Raw genomic sequence first — 16887 nt, 5'->3', positions numbered from 1 at the left:
GCATGTCATTCTCCCCACCGCAGGCCGGCATCCAAGCCGATGTGTCGTTCACGCTGTCCGTCATAGACCGGTCGCGACCAGCGGATGCCGTACTCGAAAATGCGGCCTTCGCCGAGCTGCCACTCGTGGCGGTACTCGGCCGAGGGCACGATCGCGCTGCCATAGCCCTGCTGCCAGTACTGGCCCACGGAGACGGTCAGGCGATGCCGGAAGTGGCGCTCGTAGTGGCGCCACAACTGCTGATCCACGCGCAGGCCGACCTCCACCGAGTGATCCTCGGTGGGATTGAAATAGGGCACGTCATCGCGGCTGCCGCGGCTGGCATACACGCTGCCCAGACCGTCCAGGAACACCGTCGGCCGGGTCAACAGGCGCTGCTCGATGGCGGTGCTGACGGTATCGCGACGGTTGCCGTCGTCGTAGCGGAACTGGCTGGCCCCCACGCTCCAGTGGGTGCGCTCGTCGCGGCGATAGTCGGCCGCCAGTGCGATGCTGTCGGCCGTGATGCCGGAGACGCGTGCCTGCATCGAGGCATCCGGGTCATTGCGTGCGGCAGTGATGCCGGCATGCCATTGATCGCTGAACTGCCAGCCGAACCCGGCGCTGAGGCCGGTATCGCCGATGTGGTCGTTGGCGCGGTTGACGAAGGCTTCGGCATCGGCGCGGCCGTAGCGGTAGCGCGTCCCCGCACCGATCCGCAACGGGTCGATGGTCTGGTCCTGGAAATCCACGCTGCGCCGATCGGCGAACGCGACCAGGCGCCAGCGGTCGTCCAGCACCGGGGACTGCACTTCCACGCCGTAGCGGCCGTCATCGTTGCCCAGCGGCGATGCACCGCCACCGCCCGAGCTGCGCCCACCTTCGGCGTAGGCATGCCATTGCCAGCCACGGTGCGCACGCCAGCTGCGGTCCATGCGTTGCACGGAGGGCTGGTTCGGATAGGCGGCGAGCAGGGTGTCACGAACCGGCCGCGCCAGGTCATCGCGTTGCAGCTGCAGGTAGGCATCGTACTGACCGAGACGCGCCGGTACGTCGCGCGGGTCCAGCGTGTTGGCCATGCTGTAGCGCTCCAGCGCCCGTCGCGGCCAGCCACGCATCAGGTAGATGTTGCCGAGCGACGACTGCGTGCCGGTGTTGCCCGGGCCGATCTCGACCATCTTCTCCAGATCGCGCTGGGCGGTGGGCAGGTCGCCACTGTAGGCACGCACCATGGCCAGGTTGAGGTCGGCCTCGTAGCGCGGCCAGTTCGCATAGGGTGCCTTGGCACCATTGGCCCAGCGCCACGCGGGCTCATCGGTCTGCCACTTCTTCAGCAGGGCGATCGCGGTGTCGGCCTGCTCGTCCTCCAGATACGCATAAGCCAGTTCCGAGCGCGCCTGCGGCAGCGACGGATCGGCGTTGAGTGCGGCTTCCAGCACCGGGATCGCCTCGGCCGGATGCTGTGTGGCCATCAGCGAATCGCCGACGGCGGCCAGCAGATAGTTCGGTACCGGGTGGCCCTCGGCGAGCAGCGTGCGGTACTCCTCGCGCACCTGTGCATGGCGGCCCAGTCGATTGAGCAGGATCAGGCGGTCATAGCGGATCCGCAGTGGCGCCTGATGCACCGTGGTGCCATCGCGCTCGAGGTACTGCTGCATCTGCACCAGCGCGGCATCGGCTTCATCCAGGCGGGTGTCCTCGCTGGGGCCATAGGCCAGGCTCCAGCCCACCAGCTTGGCCAGGTAATTGCCTTCCAGCCGTTCTTTCTGTGCCGCATCGAACAGGGTGGGGCGCGCCAGGTACAGCTGCCAGGCGCGGTGCGCGTTGCCGATGTCCGCCAGGGTCAGCACCTGCAGGCGATACAGCAGTTCGTCGTCGGGCGACTGGACCCGTGCCCGCTCGATCGCCGCCAGTGCATCCAGCCATTGGGCGTGGTCCCGGAACTGGCCGATCTCGGCCAATGCGTTGTCCCGCGCAGTGGCTGCAGCGGCCGCCGGAGCGGAAAAAGCGAGTGTGGCGCATGCCAGGCCGACGCAGAGCGCCAGCGGCCGATGGTCGTACATGGAACCCCCCTTGGAGCATCCTTTCAAAGGTGTGTTGCGTCAAAAGTGTGACGCACATCACATGCCAATCGTGCCTGACTGCGCAGTTGTTGCCAAATCGTTATGGGCCGGGTACGGCCGATCAGCCCCCGGGCGGAACCCGGAGGAGAGGGGCAAGTCATTGAATTGCTACAGATTCAGACCATGTCGCCAACATGGGAAAGCGCACTCCGTCGCCATGAAGCTGTTCAGCCACCTGGCGGTGCCAGGGGCTCCGAACACCGCCCGATGTCTGGCATCGGGTCAGTTAGCGACACGCTACGTCAGCAGTTGCGCACAGCGCGTGTAGATGGACGCGCCGGGGCGATCACCACTGGTCTTCGAGCTTCTGCGGTTTGCAGGCGACCCAGGAGGCGCTGAGCAGCACTACCGCGCACAGCACCAGGAAGGCGAACGGCAGGTGCCAGCCACCGCTGACCGCGTGCAGCCAGCCGAACAGGAACGGCCCCAGGCAGCTGAAGGCATAGCCCACGCCCTGCATGAAGCCGGACAATGCCGCCGAGCCGGCCGGCGTACGCGTGCGCAGGTTGATCAGGGTCAACGCCAACGGGAACGTGGACGGGCCGATGCCAAGCAGCACCGCCCACAGCCAGGGAGCCTTCATCGGTGCGTACAGCAGGCCGGCGAAAGCGATCAGGAAGGCACTGAAACCGATCAGCACCAGCGGGAAGGGATTGCGCAGACGCACGGCCAGGGCCGGCATGGTCAGCGACGGCAGCAGGCCGCAGGCGGCGAAGATGGCGACCATGATGCCGCCGAAGGCCGGCGTGGCACCGGCTTCGACCACGATGCGCGGCAACCAGGTGAACATCGAATAGGTCATCAACGAGGTCATGCCGAACATCAGGGTCATGCCCCAGGCCAGCGGCGTCTTCCAGACCTTGCCGTGCGGCGCGCTGGCAGGATCGTTTGCGGCGCTGATCGTGTCCGGGTGCGGGCGGGCACGGGAGAGCATGAGCCACGGCAGCGCCGCCGCCAGCGACATCAGTGCCCAGATGCCCAGCGATACGCGCCAGCCCGCCTGCTGCGCGACGGGTACCGCCAGCAGGGCCGGCATCATCGTGCCGATCTGCAGCACGGTGATGTAGAGCGTGCTCATGGTGCCCACGCGGTTGGCGAAGTAACGCTTCACCAGCGGCGGTACGACCACGTTGCCGATGCCCATGCCGGCCAGCGCCACCACCGAGCCGAACAGCAGGCTGCCCACGCCGCCGGCCATCGAGCGCAGCAGCAGGCCTACGGTGGCCAGGCTCATGGCCAGCAGGGCGGTGCGCTCCAGGCCCAGCCGGCGCGCCACTGCCGGGGTGGTCACGCCGAACAGCGCGAAGGCGGCCGTCGGCAGCATGCCGAGCACTCCGGTCATGGTGGTGCCGAAGCCGAAGGTCTGGCCGAGCACATCCAACAGCGGGGTCAGCGAGGTGACCGCGGTGCGCAGGTTCAAGGCGGCCAGCAGGATCGCGGCAAAGGCCAGCAGGCGCCCGTGAAGCAGGGACTGGGACGGTGAGGTGGGGTGAGTCATCAGCATGTTTCCTGACAGGTGGCGCACCGCGGCCTCAGGCACGCGGGTGCAACGGCAGAGACCGGCCAGCGGCCGGCATCTGCGGGGTAGGGGACTGGGCCGTCGCCGAAGGCGGGGCCAGGACCGGCCATTGTACGGGTTCGATCCCGGCAGGTCCCTCATCGAGCCCTTCGGCAGGCGCTACGTGTGAAAACGTGTTCACAACAAGGGTCGCGCGATCCCCTCCCATGTGAGCTGCGTCAAAAAAATGACTATTTAGGAAAATACCTACATGCAGGTGGGTGGTTGTCCTACCCGACGAGTGGGGTTTTTGACGGTTTTCATGTCGCGAATAGCTCTTAAATTGGCGGGCCTCCATAGGGGCGGTCTATAGCGAACGATGGTTCGTGCCAGCCCACGTTCGAGATCCTGCATGCCAAACCACGTACTACCCACCCCGGCTCGCGCCGGTTCTCATGGCGCTTCCCGGCGCACCCTCCTTCTGGCCCCGCTGGCGGCCGCGCTGGCCCTGATCTGTCTGCCGGCCAGTGCCCAGCAGCTGCCGGCCCCCGATCAGGAACTGCTCCGCCAGCAGGAGCGCGAACGCGCGCTGCGCGAGCAGCTTGAAACACGGCCCGATGCGCGCCTGCAGGACGCCCCGGTGGCGGCCCCGGAGCGGCTGCCCCAGGACGAGGCACCGTGTTTCGTGATCGAGCGCATCACCTTGGGCGGCGAGCAGGCCGAACGCTTCCAGTGGGCGTTGGCTGCGGCCAACGTCAACGGCGATCCGGCGCTTGGCCGTTGCCTGGGCACCACCGGGATCAACGTGGTGATGTCGCGCGTGCAGAACGCCATCGTGGAGCGCGGCTTCGTCACCACGCGCGTGCTGGCCCAGCCGCAGGACCTGACCACCGGCGCGCTGGAACTGACGCTGGTGCCCGGCACGCTGCGTCAGATCCGCTTCGCCGAAGGCACCCACCGCGATGCCACGATGTGGAACGCGATCCCGGCGCGGAGCGGCGACCTGCTCAACCTGCGTGACATCGAACAGGGGCTGGAGAACTTCAAGCGGGTGCCGACCGCCGAGGCCGACATCCAGATCAGCCCGGCCGAAGGCGCCGATGCCGCGCCCGGGCAGAGCGACCTGGTCGTGCAGTGGTCGCAGCAGCGGCTGGTGCGCTTCAACCTGAGCCTGGACGATTCCGGCAGCAAAGCCACCGGCAAGACCCAGGCCGGCGCGACGATGTCGCTGGACCACGCACTGCGCCAGAACGACCTGTTCTACGTCAACCTCAACCACGACGTGTTCAGTGGCGGCAAGCGCGGCACCAAGGGCTTCACCTTCCACTACTCCGTGCCCGTCGGTTACTGGCTGTTCGGCGCCACCCGCAGCGGCTACGAGTACGAGCAGACCGTGGCCGGCAACCAGCAGTCGTATCTGTACAGCGGCGAGAGTTACAACGCCGAAGTACGGGCCACGCGCCTGCTGTTCCGCACTGCGAGCAGCAAGACCAGCATGTACCTGCGTGCATGGGAGCGCGACTCGCGCAACTTCATCGACGATACCGAAATCCTGGTGCAGCGCCGGCGCATGGGCGGCTGGGAACTCGGCCTGAACCACCGTCATTTCATTGGCCAGGCGACGCTGGATGGCACGTTCGGCTTCCGCCGCGGCACCGGGGCATTCGGCTCGATCGCAGCGCCCGAGGAGCTGTTCGGTGAAGCCACTTCGCACCCGAAAATCTACTTCGCCGATGCGCAGCTGAGCGTCCCGTTCCAGCTTGGCCAGCAGCGCCTGCGCTACACCGGCAGCTGGCGCGCGCAGTGGAACCGTGGCGGCCTGGTGCCGCAGGACCGCTTCGCGATCGGTGGCCGCTACACCGTGCGCGGCTTCGATGGCGAGATGTCGCTGATGGGCGAGCGCGGTTGGCTCATCCGCAACGACATCGGCCTGGCACTCGGCGGTGGCCAGGAGTTCTACGTCGGCGCCGATTACGGTCATGTCGGCGGCAGCGCCACGCAATGGCAGCTGGGCAATGACCTGGCAGGCACCGTGATCGGCCTGCGCGGGTCCTATCGCGGCCTTTACTGGGACGGCTTCGTCGGCGCCCCGTTGAACAAGCCCTCTGGTTTCCAGAATGCGTACACCGTCACCGGATTCAACCTGAGCTGGTCGTTCTGATTCCAGCGCTGGCGCCTGCGCGCCGCGCCGACCGCACGCACACAAAGGAACTGTCATGAACAAGCATCTGTACCGCCTCGTGTTCAACCACGCCCTCAAGCTCTGGCAGGTCGCCGCGGAGATCACCCCGCGCCCCGGCGGGCTTGGTACCGGACAGGGCGGTGACCGCACGGCGGCACTGCGTCCGATGGCCTTCGCGTTGTGGGTGATGCTCGGCTGGGTCGGGGTGACCGGCATGGCCGCGGCGCAGGTAGTGGCCGATCCGAATGCGCCGGGCAACCAGCGGCCCACGGTGCTGGAAACGGCGAACGGCACGCCGCAGATCAACATCCAGACCCCGAGTGCGGCCGGTGTCTCGCGCAACACCTACCAGCGTTTCGATGTCGACCAGCAGGGCGCCATCCTCAACAATTCGCGCGGCAACACGCAGTCCCAGCTCGGCGGCTGGGTACAGGGCAACCCGTGGCTGGCCGGTGGCACCGCGCGGGTGATCCTCAACGAGGTCAACGGAGCGAACCCGAGCCAGCTGCGCGGCTACGTGGAAGTGGCCGGCGACCGCGCGCAGGTGGTGATCGCCAACCCCGCCGGCATCGATTGCGACGGCTGCGGCTTCATCAACGCCAACCGCATCACTCTGACCACCGGCACGCCGATGTTCAACGGCGGTGCGCTGGAGGGATACCGCGTGCAGGGCGGTGCCATCCGTATCTTCGGCGCCGGCATGGATGCCAGCCGGGTCGACTACACCGATCTGATCGCGCGCTCGGTGCAGCTCAACGCAGGCCTGTGGGCACAGCAACTGCAGCTCACCACTGGCGCAAACACGGTCAGTGCCGATCTGAGCCGCGTGCAGGCGCAGGCCGCGGAAGGCAGTGCGCCGCAGTACGCGCTGGACGTCGCGCAGCTCGGCGGCATGTATGCCAACAAGATTCTGTTGATGGGCACCGAGCACGGTGTGGGTGTGCGCAACGCCGGCAACCTCGGCGCGCAGACCGGTGAGCTGGTGGTCACTGTCGATGGCCGGCTGGAAAACACCGGCAAGCTGCAGGCGCGTGACGACACCCGCATCGCGGCCAGCGGCGGTGTGCGCAATGAAGGTCTGGTCAGCGCGGGTCGCGAGTTGAACCTTCGCACCGGCCAGGATCTGGACAATACGGGGGGCCAGCTCAACGGCACCCGTCTGGATGTGGAAGCCGCCTCGCTGGTCAACCGCGACGGGCGCATCGAGCAGGCGGGTGTGCAGGCGCTGGCAGTAGTGAGCGGGCAGCTGCAGAACCGCGACAAGGGCAGCATCGGCGCGCTGGCCCAGCAGGATGTGACCGCACCGACGACGCCAGGCACGGGGGAAGGCACGGGCAGCCCAGCAACGCCGGGCACCGGCAACGGCGGCACCGACGGCAGCGCGCCGGGCGTGATTCCGCCGACCACCGCGCCGCTCGCGCAGGGCCGCGTGGTGATTGCCGGCCTGCTCGACAACGATACCGGCGCGGTGCTTGCCGGTGGCGATATCGATCTGCGCGCCAGTGCGTTGGACAACGACGGCGGCAGCATCGGCGTGCGCGACCTGAGCGTGAACGGTGGCGCGCTGTCCAATCGGCGGGGCGAGCTGACCACCCAGCGCGACCTGCGCGTGCAGGGTCAGGCACTGCACAACGACGCCGGCGCATTGAACGTGGGCGGCGCCCTTGATGTAAGCACCACGCAGCTGTCCAACCGCAGTGGCACGATCACCCACAGCGGCACTGCACCCGCCCAGCTGCGGGTGCAAGGCACGCTCGACAACACCGACGGCAGTCTCGCCAGCAATGCCACCTCACTGGCGCTGACCAGTGCAGTGCTGGTCAACACCGACGGCACGCTGATGCATGCCGGCAGCGATGGCCTGCAGCTCACCACCGGCACGCTGGACGGCCAGCGCGGCGAGATCGCCACGGCAGGCACGCTCAGCCTGCGCGCGGGGCAGGTCGATCATCGCCAGGCGGAACTGCAGGCCGGCACGCTCGATCTCCAGGTCGATACGTTCGACAACCGGGGCGGCCAGCTGCTGGCGACCGGCAGCCAGGCCAACCGCATCGAGGCGGCGGCCGCGCTGGACAACAGCGGTGGCACGCTCGCCAGCAACGGCGATCTGGCCATCGGCACAGCGCTGTTCAACAACGCCGGCGGGCAGGTGCAGCAGGCCGGCAGCGGCCGCCTGGACATCACCGCAGCGACGCTGGCCGGGGCAGGCGGCAAGCTGCTCAGCAACGGCGCGCTGCACCTGCAGGGACAGCGCATCGACGTCTCCGGCGGTATCACCTCGGCGGTGCGCATGGAGATCGATGCCGGGCAGCTGGACAACCGCCGTGGCGAGTTGATCGCCACCGGTACCGATACGCTTGGCCTGCGTGTGACCCACGGGCTGCTCAACGACAACGGCCAGATCATCGGCAACGGTGCGCTCGCCGTGCAGGCGGGCAGCCTCTCCAACCGCGACGGCAAACTGCTGGCGGCAGGCGATGCGGCTTCCACGCTGCAGGTGACCGGCGCGTTCGACAACCAGCGCGGTACGCTGGCCAGCGCTGGCGATCTGATGCTGCGGGCTGGTCAGCTGGACAACCAGGCTGGCACGCTCCAGGCGGCCGGCGACAGGGCGCTGCAGCTCACCGTGGACGGCCTGCTCGATAACCGCCAGGGCGGCATGATCGCCTCCGGTGGTGCGCAGCAGCTGCGCGTCGGCAGCCTCGACAACCGCGGTGGCACCGTCAACGCAGGCGATACGCTGGACGCGGCGGTCGCCCAGACCCTCGACAACAGCGCCGGCACCCTCGCCGCCAACGACACGCTGCAGGTGCAGGCCGGGCGCATCATCAACCGTGACGCGGGCACGCTGGCGTCGGTCGACGGCGACGTCTCGCTCGACAGTGCGAGCGAGATCGACAACACCGCCGGTGTGATCCAGGCCGAGCGTGCGCTGTCGGTGACCAGCCAAGGGCTGACCAATGTGGGTGGCACGCTGGCCGGCGCCTCCGTCGCCTTGGATACGGGTCTGGGCGGGGTGGACAACAGTGAAGGCATCATCGCCGCCACCGCCGGCACGCTGGATACCCGCAGTGGTGCGCTGGAGAACCGCGCTGGCCTGCTGCAGTCCAGTGGCGGGATGAGCATCGATACGCACGGCCAGCGGCTGGGCAATACCGACGCGGGCGCGCGTGGCGGCATCGTCAGCGGTGCCGGGCTGACCCTGCGTGCCGGTGAGCTGGACAACCGTGCCGGCCTTGTCCAGGCGCAGACGGCGCTGGACGCGCGGCTGGCCTCGCTGGACAACCGCAGCGGCGGGCAGGTCGGCAGCGGCACCTCGCTGCTGCTGCAGGCGCAGCGCGTGGACAACAGCGGTGGCCGTCTCCAGGCCGCCCAGAATCTGACCCTCGATCTGAGCGGTGAGCTGGTCAACCAGGCCGGGCTGGCCGTGGCCGGTGGCGATCTGGTCGCCCAGGCCGCGCGCATCGACAACCGCGCCACGAGCGGTGGCAGCACCGCGCTCGGCCTGCAGGGCCGCAGCGTGGACCTCACTGCCGCGCAGATCGACAACAGCAGCGGCATGATCGCTGCCGACCAGCGCATTGCGCTGCAGGCGACCGATGCACTGCTCAACCAGCAGGGACTGGTGTCCTCGGCGGGCAGTCTGGACGTGCGCGCCGGTCAGGTCGGCAACACCGACGGCACGCTGCTGTCGGCGGGCAACCAGACGCTGCATGCCAACGCGCTCAACGGCACGGGCCGGGTGCTGTCGCAGGGCGATCTGGTGCTGGCCCTGCAGCAGGACTACCGCAACGATGGCCAGATCACCGCCAATGGCAAGGCCACCGTTTCCACGCAGGGGCTGTGGACCAATGCAGGCAAAGTGCAGGCCGGCGATCTGAACCTGCATGCACGCCAGATCGACAACCTCGCCACGGGTGAGATCAGCGGCATAAGCACGCAGGTGCGCGCCGACGGCGTACTCGGCAACCGGGGCCTGATCGACGGCGTGGATACCCGCGTCGATGCCGATGTGATCCTCAACGTAGGCACCGGTCGCATCTATGGCGACCGCCTGTCGATCGGTGCCACCACCCTGGTCAACAGCGACGAAACGCTGGAGGGCGTTACCCGCGCCGCCACCATTGCCGCGCGTGAGCGCCTGGACATCGGCGCCGGCACCGTGGTCAACCGCGAGCAGGCGCTGATCTTCAGTGCCGGCGGTGGCGACAATGCACTCAACATCGGCGGTGCGCTGGATGCGCAGGGGCATGCAGTCGGTCGCGCCGGCTCGGTGCACAATGCCAGCGCGACCATCGAATCGCTGGGCGGCTTGAGCATCGACGCCACGCGCCTGCTCAACAGCAACGAGCATTTTGCCACCACTGAAGTCATGGTGGTCGGGCCGACCAAGAAGCTGTACATCCAGCCCAAGGGCACGCCGGGCATGCACGATGCCAGCGAGTTCACCTGGTCCAGCTGGAGCCGCGCCGGCAAGTACTGGTGGAAGAACGGCAGCGGCGACGTCAAGGCATGGACCCAGTACGACGTCACCCATACCGAGTACGAAACCCAGGTCACCTCCAGCGCGCCGGGCCGGATCATCTCGGGCGGCAGCATGACCCTGCGTGGGGATGAGCTGATCAACGACAAGAGCCAGATACTGGCCGGCGGCGCGTTGCTGGGCGACCTTGGCAACCTCCGCAACATCGATGCATTCGGCGAGTACCGTGTGCACGAGGAAGGCACCAGCCAGTACACCTACAGCCGCTGGCGCGGTGGCTTCAAGCGCTATCACGAACGCAAGTGGGACGGGAAGATCGCCTATCGCCCGGCCGATGAAGTGCGCACCATCAATCTGGGCGTGACCCGCACCGAACAGAACACCCGCGATGGTGGCAGCGGCTACCAGGTGGGCGGCGTCAGTACCGGTACCGTCGGTGGGCAGGTCGGCGGCGCAGCCGACGCTGGCGCCATAGCTGGGCAGCGCCAGGTGACCGAGGTCAGCGCGAGCGTCGCCTCGCTGGCGGGCCCGGGCAGCAACACCGGCACCGGCGCGCAGGGCGCGGCGGGCAACCAGCCGACGGTGATCCGCACCATCGGCGTGGATGCCGAACTGCCGCAGAGCAGCCTGTTCCAGAGCGGCCCAGGTGCCGGCCAGTACCTGGTCGAGACCGATCCACGCTTTGCCGACTACCGCAGTTGGCTCGGTTCGGAGTACCTGCTGCAGAAGATGGGCGTGGACCCGGCCAACGTACAGAAGCGGTTGGGCGATGGGTTCTACGAACAGACGCTGGTCCGCGATCAGGTCGCCCAGCTCACCGGCCGCCGCTTCCTGGACGGCTATGCCGACGATGAAGCGCAGTACCGCGCGCTGCTCGACAACGCGGCCACCATCGCCGACGCATGGGGCCTGCGCCCCGGCGTGGCGCTGACCGCGGCGCAGATGGCCCAGCTCACCAGCGACATCGTCTGGCTGGTCGAGCAGCGCGTCACCCTGGCCGATGGCAGCACCACCACCGCGCTGGTCCCGCAGGTGTATGTCCGCGTACGCCCCGGTGATATCGACGGCACCGGCACGCTGTTGGCCGGTCGCTCGGTGGAGCTGAATCTGCGCGGCGACCTGGTCAACAGTGGCACCATCGCCGGCCGCACCGCGGTCAAGATCGACGCGCAGAACCTGCGCAACCTCGACGGCCGCATCAGTGGCGACACGGTCAGTGCCAACGCGCGTACCGATCTGGACAACCTCGGCGGCCTGATCGATGCGCACAGCGTGCTGGTGGCCAGCGCCGGCCGTGATCTCAACATGGTCACCACCACCCGCAGCGGTCAGAACACGGCGGGACTGAGCGACTTCAGCCGGACCAATATCGATCGCGTGGCCGGGTTGTTCGTGAGTGACCAGGGCGCCACGTTGCTGGCCAAGGCCGGCCGCGATCTGCGCATGGACGGCGCGCAGGTGGTCAACACCGGTGCACAGGGCCAGACCCTGCTCGCGGCGGGTCGGGATCTCTCCCTGGGCACGGTCACCGAGGCGCGCCAGGAAAACAATGTCCGCAACAACGACAACTACCTGCGCCAAGGCTACGAGCGCGAGGTCGGCACTACCATCGATACCGCCGGGGCGGTACAGCTGCAGGCCGGGCATGACGTGAACCTGCGTGCAGCGCAGGTCTACAGCAGCGATGGCGCGGTCTCGGTGATGGCCGACAACGACGTCAGCATCGCCAGCGGCGAGCAGAGCAACAACTGGAGCGAGGGCCGCAAGCACACCCATCGCGGGCTGTTGAAGTCCACCACCAACACCACGCGCGACAGCCTGGAGGAAACCCAGGCCATCGCCAGCACGCTGAGCGGGCACCAGGTGGCGGTACGTGGCAACAACATCACCGTTACCGGCAGCAACGTGGTCTCCGATGCGGGCACCGTGTTGCTGGCCGACAACGATCTGACCGTGCAGGCCGCGACCAACACCCGTGGTGAGAGTCACTTCAAGCGTAAGGATGAAAGCGGCTTCCTCTACAACGGCGGCGTCGCGTTCACGGTCGGTACGCAGATGCAGAGCCGCGATGCCAAGGACGTGAGTACCAGTGCTGCGGCGTCTACCATCGGCTCCACCGCGGGCAACGTGGTGATGGTGGCGGGCAACAACTACCGACAGGTCGGCAGCCACGTCGTCGCGCCCGTGGGCGATGTCGACATCCACGCGCGCAAGGTCGATATCGTCGAAGCCCGCGAGACCGGCGTGGCCACCCAGGAAGACAAATTCCGCCAGGCCGGCCTGACGGTGGCGTTGACCGCGCCGGTGATCTCGGCGATCCAGAGCGCCGAGCAGATGAAGAAGGCGGCCAGCCAGACCGACGACAGCCGCATGAAGACCTTGGCGGCAGCGACCACCGTGCTCAACACGGCGGCAGCGGTCGGTGCGGTGCAGGCTGATCCAGGCGCAGCGGGTGGCATCAACATTTCCATCACCGTGGGCGGCGCACGCAGCGACAGCAAGACCACCACCACGCACGACAACGCGGCCGGTTCCAGCATCACCGCCGGTGGCGACGTGCGCATCAGCGCCACCGGCGCGGGCAAGGGCTCGGATCTGACCGTGGTTGGCAGCACCATCAACGCCGGCAACAATGCTTACCTGCGGGCCGATGGCGATATCGCCCTGCTGGCGGCGCAGAACACGCTGGAGACCGATCGCAAGAGCAGTGCGGCCAGTGGCGGTGTCGGCGTGGCGATCAGCATCGGCTCCGGGGGTGCCAGCGCCGGCATCACCGCCAATGCCAGTGGCTCCAAGGGCAAGGGCGAGGGCACCGACGTGAACTGGACCAACAGCCACGTCAACGCCGGCAACACGCTGGTCCTGCAATCCGGCGGCGACACCACCCTGCGTGGCGCAGTGGCCAGTGGTCGCCAGGTGATCGGCGATATCGGCGGTGACCTCAACATCGAGAGCCTGCAGGACACCTCCACCTTCCACAGCAAGGACACCAGTGTCGGCGGCAGTGTCACGGTCGGATTGGGCTTCTCCGGCAGCGCCAGCTACGGCAACACGAAGGTCGATGGTGACTACGCCAGTGTTGTCGAGCAGAGCGGGATCAAGGCGGGCGACGGTGGCTACCAGGTGCGCGTAGGCGGCAATACCGATCTGATCGGTGGCGTGATCGCCTCCAGCGAACAGGCCATCGCCGACGGCCGCAACCAGCTGATCACCAGCACATTGAGCGTGCGCGATCTGGACAACCGCAGCGACTACAAGGCCAGCAGCCTGAGCCTGTCCGGCGGCTTCAGCAAGAGCGGCGCAGGCGGCCCGTCCAGTGGCGGCAACAGCGGCCGTGGCAACGACGGCACGCCCGGGTCCACCGGTGCAGCCGGGCAGGGCAGCAGCTGGTCGTGGCAGAACTATGGCAACGATGCCAGCGCCGCCGCACCCGGCTATGCCAGCGACAAGGGCAGCGATGCCAGCACCACCCGCAGCGGCATCAGCGCAGGCGCGCTGACCATCACCGATGGCAACGCGCAGCTGGCCAGGACCGGCAAGAGCATCGACGACACCCTGGCCAGCCTCAACCGCGGTGTGCTCAGTGGCGACGATGCCAACGGGCTGATCCGCAACTGGGATCCGGTGGAACTGGCGCAGAAGGTGCAGGCCGAAGCGCAGATCAGCGCGGCCTTCACCCAGCAGGCCCACAGTGCGGTGGGCAGCTATGTGGCCAGCCGCGGCGCCAGCATCAAGGAGCGTTACGAGGACGCCGACACGCCGGAGCAGAAGGCGGCGCTGCAGGCTGAAGCCGATGAACTGCGCACGCAGGAGAAGATGCTCAACATCCTGATCGGCGCAGTGACCGGCTCGGCGACCAGTGCGGTATCCAAGGAGGCGCTGGCCAGTGCGGCGGACTGGATGCGGCAGGAGATGGTCAAGAATTCCAGCATCTTTGCCGGCGTGGTGGACCCTGCCAATCCCGAGGTCGACCCGACCTCGAAGGACCCCACGGTGCTCAACAACATCAACGGGATCAGCGTGGGTGTTGACGGCGATGGGATCAAGCTGGGCGGCACGCGCGTTGACCTGGATCAGCTGTGTGGGGAGAGCAACGAACGCTGCATGACGCTGCCGGGGAGCAAGACACTCGCCCTCGACGACAAGGGGCGCGTGCAGTGGGATTCGGCCAAGGCGAAGATGACGCTGTCGGAGTTTCTGCAGAGCCCGGCAGGCAAGGGCATGGGCGGGCTGACCGGTGGCATCCAGGGCATCGAGGGCACCTTGAAGGGTACGCCGTATGCGTCTGGTGCGTGGCAGGACAGGCTGATCGAGTACTTCGCCGGCCCGCACGACATGATCGGCGGCCAATGGGGTGGCCTGTACGATGAGCAGGGCAATGCGACCCGCGATCGCCCGTCGCCACTGAAGATGGTGCACGAAGGGTGGAGCGTGGTGGCCATTCCGGTGGCTGCGCCGTTTGCGATGGCCAAGGCACTTCCGCCGCAGGTATGGGAAGCGATCTCCATCCTTGCACGCGCTTCGCGGTGAGGATGGCACGCTGTCCATGGACGATTTTCAGGAGGTGGTAATGAAAGGCAAGCAGGTTTTTCGCGTCGTGTTGGGGGTGTGCCTGGCCACGGGTCTCACCGCCTGTGGTATCGGCGGCATGTGGATGAATGGAAATCCCAATGCGACCTCGCACCTGGTTCCGCCGGGCCATGACTGGAGCAAGCCGGACGCCGGCGCCTCGGCGCGTGACACGGATTGGCAGGCGTGCGGCGGGCAGCGCAGTGGGAACATCTCGCCCGACCGGCAAGGTGCTACGGGCAAGGAAACGGCGGATCTCTCCCGCGACAAGCTCTATGCGGCACAGCGCTGCATGCTGGGGAAGGGCTACCGTTATACCGGCACCTGCGAAGGTGACATTCCGAGCCGCTATCCGGCCTGCCAGTCCTCGTCGCGCTGAACGCGATGAGCCCGATGAGAAGCGCTGCTGCGGCGCTTGCCATGGCGCTTCTCTCTGGTTGCATGATCGGCAACGGTCATATCTGTGGCCCGCAGACACCGATGGTCTACTGCAACAAAGCGGCGTATCAGCGGCTGGCCAATCCGCCCTCCTTGATGGAGAACTGGCAGCATCCGTCCAGAGCACCTCAAGCGCGTCAGCTCGACTGGGTGTCCTGCGGCGGCACGGAAAAGGGAAGCTATGCCGTGGTATCAGGCACTACAGGTGCCGAAACGGCGGCGCGCTCCGGTGAGAAATTCGACCAGATTCAACGCTGCATGATGCGTAAGGAGTATCAATACACCGGTACCTGCCAGGGCGAAATTTCCAGCAGGTTCCCCGCGTGCCAGCGCGCAGCCGGTGCGGTGCCGGAACGCTGACCCGCACAGGCGTCTGCGATGCCTATGCGATGATCACCCCCCTACTTGGGAGCCAGAAGAATGCAGTCTTCATTTCGTTCATTGCCTGGATCGTATGTCCGCGTTGCGCTGTGTCTGAGTCTTCTGGGCATCGTGGGCGCAGCCTTCGCCGATCCAGAAGTACCCGAATCGCCGCAATCAGCGCAGTCGCCGGAATGCGCGGCGTTCTACATCGATATTCCCTCGGCGGGCAACCGCATCGCCAACCTGATGATGGGATCGGTGGTGGGCAAGGCCGCTTGGATGGATCAACTGAAGGCCCTCATGGCTCGCGGCGCCGAACCACCGATGACCCGCTTGGTTGTCGCCGGTGAGAGCGAAGATGTCACGCGCAAGGCAGTGCAGTCGGCACTTGATACCCTCAAGCAGCAGCGCCTTTCGCACCTGACCCTGACAGTCGTAGGCAAGTCGCCGAAGATGCAGGGGCTGCAAAGTACTGCCGAGCAGTCGGGCATCACGTTCCGCGCGGTCCCGCCCGAACCCTCGGCCGCGTCACCCGCATCGCGGGCGGATGCATATCTGCAGGGCGTGTGTGATTGAGCTGCACCCACGCGCCGTCACCGCCCTGTGCCTGGCCCTCAGCCTCAGCGCCTGCAGCATGGGCGGCAGGCTACCGCTATACCGGCAGCTGCGAAGGGGAGATCCGCAGCCGCCACCCGGCCTGCCAATCGCCAGGCACAAAAAAACCCGGAGGACAGTGATGTCTTCCAGGCTTGATTGTGACCATCAAATGGTCGGGGAGACAGGATTCGAACCTGCGACCTCTACGTCCCGAACGTAGCGCTCTACCAGACTGAGCTACACCCCGTAAGGAGCCGCCTATTGTATCGATCCCGCCGGTCGGCGGCAAGGGGGGATCGCGTTTTTCACCTTCGGTGCCGTGTTGCCACGGCCCTTGATAAAGAAGCCTGGAAACGTGTTCCCAGGCTTCAATACGACCACCGAAGTGGTCGGGGAGACAGGATTCGAACCTGCGACCTCTACGTCCCGAACGTAGCGCTCTACCAGACTGAGCTACACCCCGAAGGAGCCGACAAGGATACGGTGTGAAGACCCGATCGGCAACCTTTTTTTAGCCTTCTTCGTGATCCGTACGGCTCTGCTCGCGGGCTTCGAACCACATGCCGTTGAGAATGGCCACGACCGAAGCCAGCCCTGCACCCAGAATCCAAGCGAAGTACCACATGGTAAGTCTCCTATGGCGCCGTGGGGCGCG

Annotated in this window: 8 protein-coding genes and 2 tRNA genes; 5 read left to right on the top strand and 5 right to left on the bottom strand. The window is 66.9% G+C overall.

Features of this window, described 5'->3' with window-relative positions; genetic code table 11:
• Positions 1 to 5: 5 nt before the first annotated feature.
• A complete protein-coding gene (gene pgaA, locus K4043_RS04855) occupies positions 6 to 2042 on the bottom strand; it encodes a poly-beta-1,6 N-acetyl-D-glucosamine export porin PgaA (protein WP_265308374.1) in 2037 nt (678 codons plus the stop codon).
• Between the two features lie 346 nt (positions 2043 to 2388).
• Entirely contained in the window at positions 2389 to 3600 is a 1212-nt protein-coding gene (locus K4043_RS04850; protein ID WP_123730899.1) for an MFS transporter, read from the bottom strand.
• A 412-nt stretch (positions 3601 to 4012) separates the two neighbouring features.
• On the opposite strand from K4043_RS04850, the gene K4043_RS04845 reads away from it, so the two are divergent.
• Genes K4043_RS04845 through K4043_RS04825 form a run of 5 tightly spaced genes read left to right on the top strand, consistent with a single transcriptional unit; the run spans position 4013 to position 16211 of the window.
• Positions 4013 to 5761 (top strand): ShlB/FhaC/HecB family hemolysin secretion/activation protein, encoded by a 1749-nt coding sequence (locus K4043_RS04845; RefSeq protein ID WP_265308373.1) that lies wholly within the window; start codon positions 4013 to 4015, stop codon positions 5759 to 5761.
• A 55-nt stretch (positions 5762 to 5816) separates the two neighbouring features.
• Positions 5817 to 14795 carry a hemagglutinin repeat-containing protein gene (locus K4043_RS04840; RefSeq protein WP_265308372.1) on the top strand — a complete coding sequence of 2993 codons (8979 nt, stop codon included), beginning with the start codon at positions 5817 to 5819 and terminating at the stop codon, positions 14793 to 14795.
• Positions 14796 to 14811: 16 nt separating this feature from the next.
• A complete protein-coding gene (locus tag K4043_RS04835; protein WP_221180349.1) occupies positions 14812 to 15213 on the top strand; it encodes a hypothetical protein in 402 nt (133 codons plus the stop codon).
• Between the two features lie 41 nt (positions 15214 to 15254).
• The gene (locus K4043_RS04830; protein ID WP_265308371.1) at positions 15255 to 15632 is read left to right on the top strand and encodes a hypothetical protein; all 378 of its coding nucleotides are present in this window, start codon (positions 15255 to 15257) and stop codon (positions 15630 to 15632) included.
• Positions 15633 to 15692: 60 nt separating this feature from the next.
• A complete protein-coding gene (locus K4043_RS04825) occupies positions 15693 to 16211 on the top strand; it encodes a hypothetical protein (RefSeq protein WP_265308370.1) in 519 nt (172 codons plus the stop codon).
• 191 nt (positions 16212 to 16402) lie between these two features.
• On the opposite strand, the gene K4043_RS04820 is transcribed toward K4043_RS04825, so the two are convergent.
• The 3 genes from K4043_RS04820 to cydX all read right to left on the bottom strand — a co-directional run bounded on the left by K4043_RS04820 (position 16403) and on the right by cydX (position 16857).
• Positions 16403 to 16479, bottom strand: a tRNA-Pro gene (locus tag K4043_RS04820).
• Positions 16480 to 16618: 139 nt separating this feature from the next.
• Positions 16619 to 16695: transfer RNA gene (locus K4043_RS04815), tRNA-Pro, on the bottom strand.
• Between the two features lie 48 nt (positions 16696 to 16743).
• Complete coding sequence (cydX, locus tag K4043_RS04810) at positions 16744 to 16857, bottom strand: cytochrome bd-I oxidase subunit CydX (protein WP_019182852.1); 114 nt, start codon at positions 16855 to 16857, stop codon at positions 16744 to 16746.
• Positions 16858 to 16887 lie beyond the last annotated feature (30 nt).

The sequence above is a fragment of the Stenotrophomonas sp. SRS1 genome, assembly GCF_026130205.1.
Lineage (GTDB): Bacteria > Pseudomonadota > Gammaproteobacteria > Xanthomonadales > Xanthomonadaceae > Stenotrophomonas > Stenotrophomonas rhizophila_B.
Note: the sequence above shows the minus strand (reverse complement) of the source record. Positions and strands in the feature narration are given on the sequence as shown.

Bases quoted from the DNA above. Each gene is read 5' to 3' on its own strand.
- K4043_RS04850 (WP_123730899.1), bottom strand. From the start codon at position 3,600: ATGACTCACCCCACCTCACCGTCCCAGTCCCTGCTTCACGGGCGCCTG.
- K4043_RS04825 (WP_265308370.1), top strand. From the start codon at position 15,693: ATGCAGTCTTCATTTCGTTCATTGCCTGGATCGTATGTCCGCGTTGCG.
- pgaA (WP_265308374.1), bottom strand. From the start codon at position 2,042: ATGTACGACCATCGGCCGCTGGCGCTCTGCGTCGGCCTGGCATGCGCC.
- K4043_RS04845 (WP_265308373.1), top strand. From the start codon at position 4,013: ATGCCAAACCACGTACTACCCACCCCGGCTCGCGCCGGTTCTCATGGC.
- K4043_RS04835 (WP_221180349.1), top strand. From the start codon at position 14,812: ATGGACGATTTTCAGGAGGTGGTAATGAAAGGCAAGCAGGTTTTTCGC.
- cydX (WP_019182852.1), bottom strand. From the start codon at position 16,857: ATGTGGTACTTCGCTTGGATTCTGGGTGCAGGGCTGGCTTCGGTCGTG.
- K4043_RS04840 (WP_265308372.1), top strand. From the start codon at position 5,817: ATGAACAAGCATCTGTACCGCCTCGTGTTCAACCACGCCCTCAAGCTC.
- K4043_RS04830 (WP_265308371.1), top strand. From the start codon at position 15,255: ATGGCGCTTCTCTCTGGTTGCATGATCGGCAACGGTCATATCTGTGGC.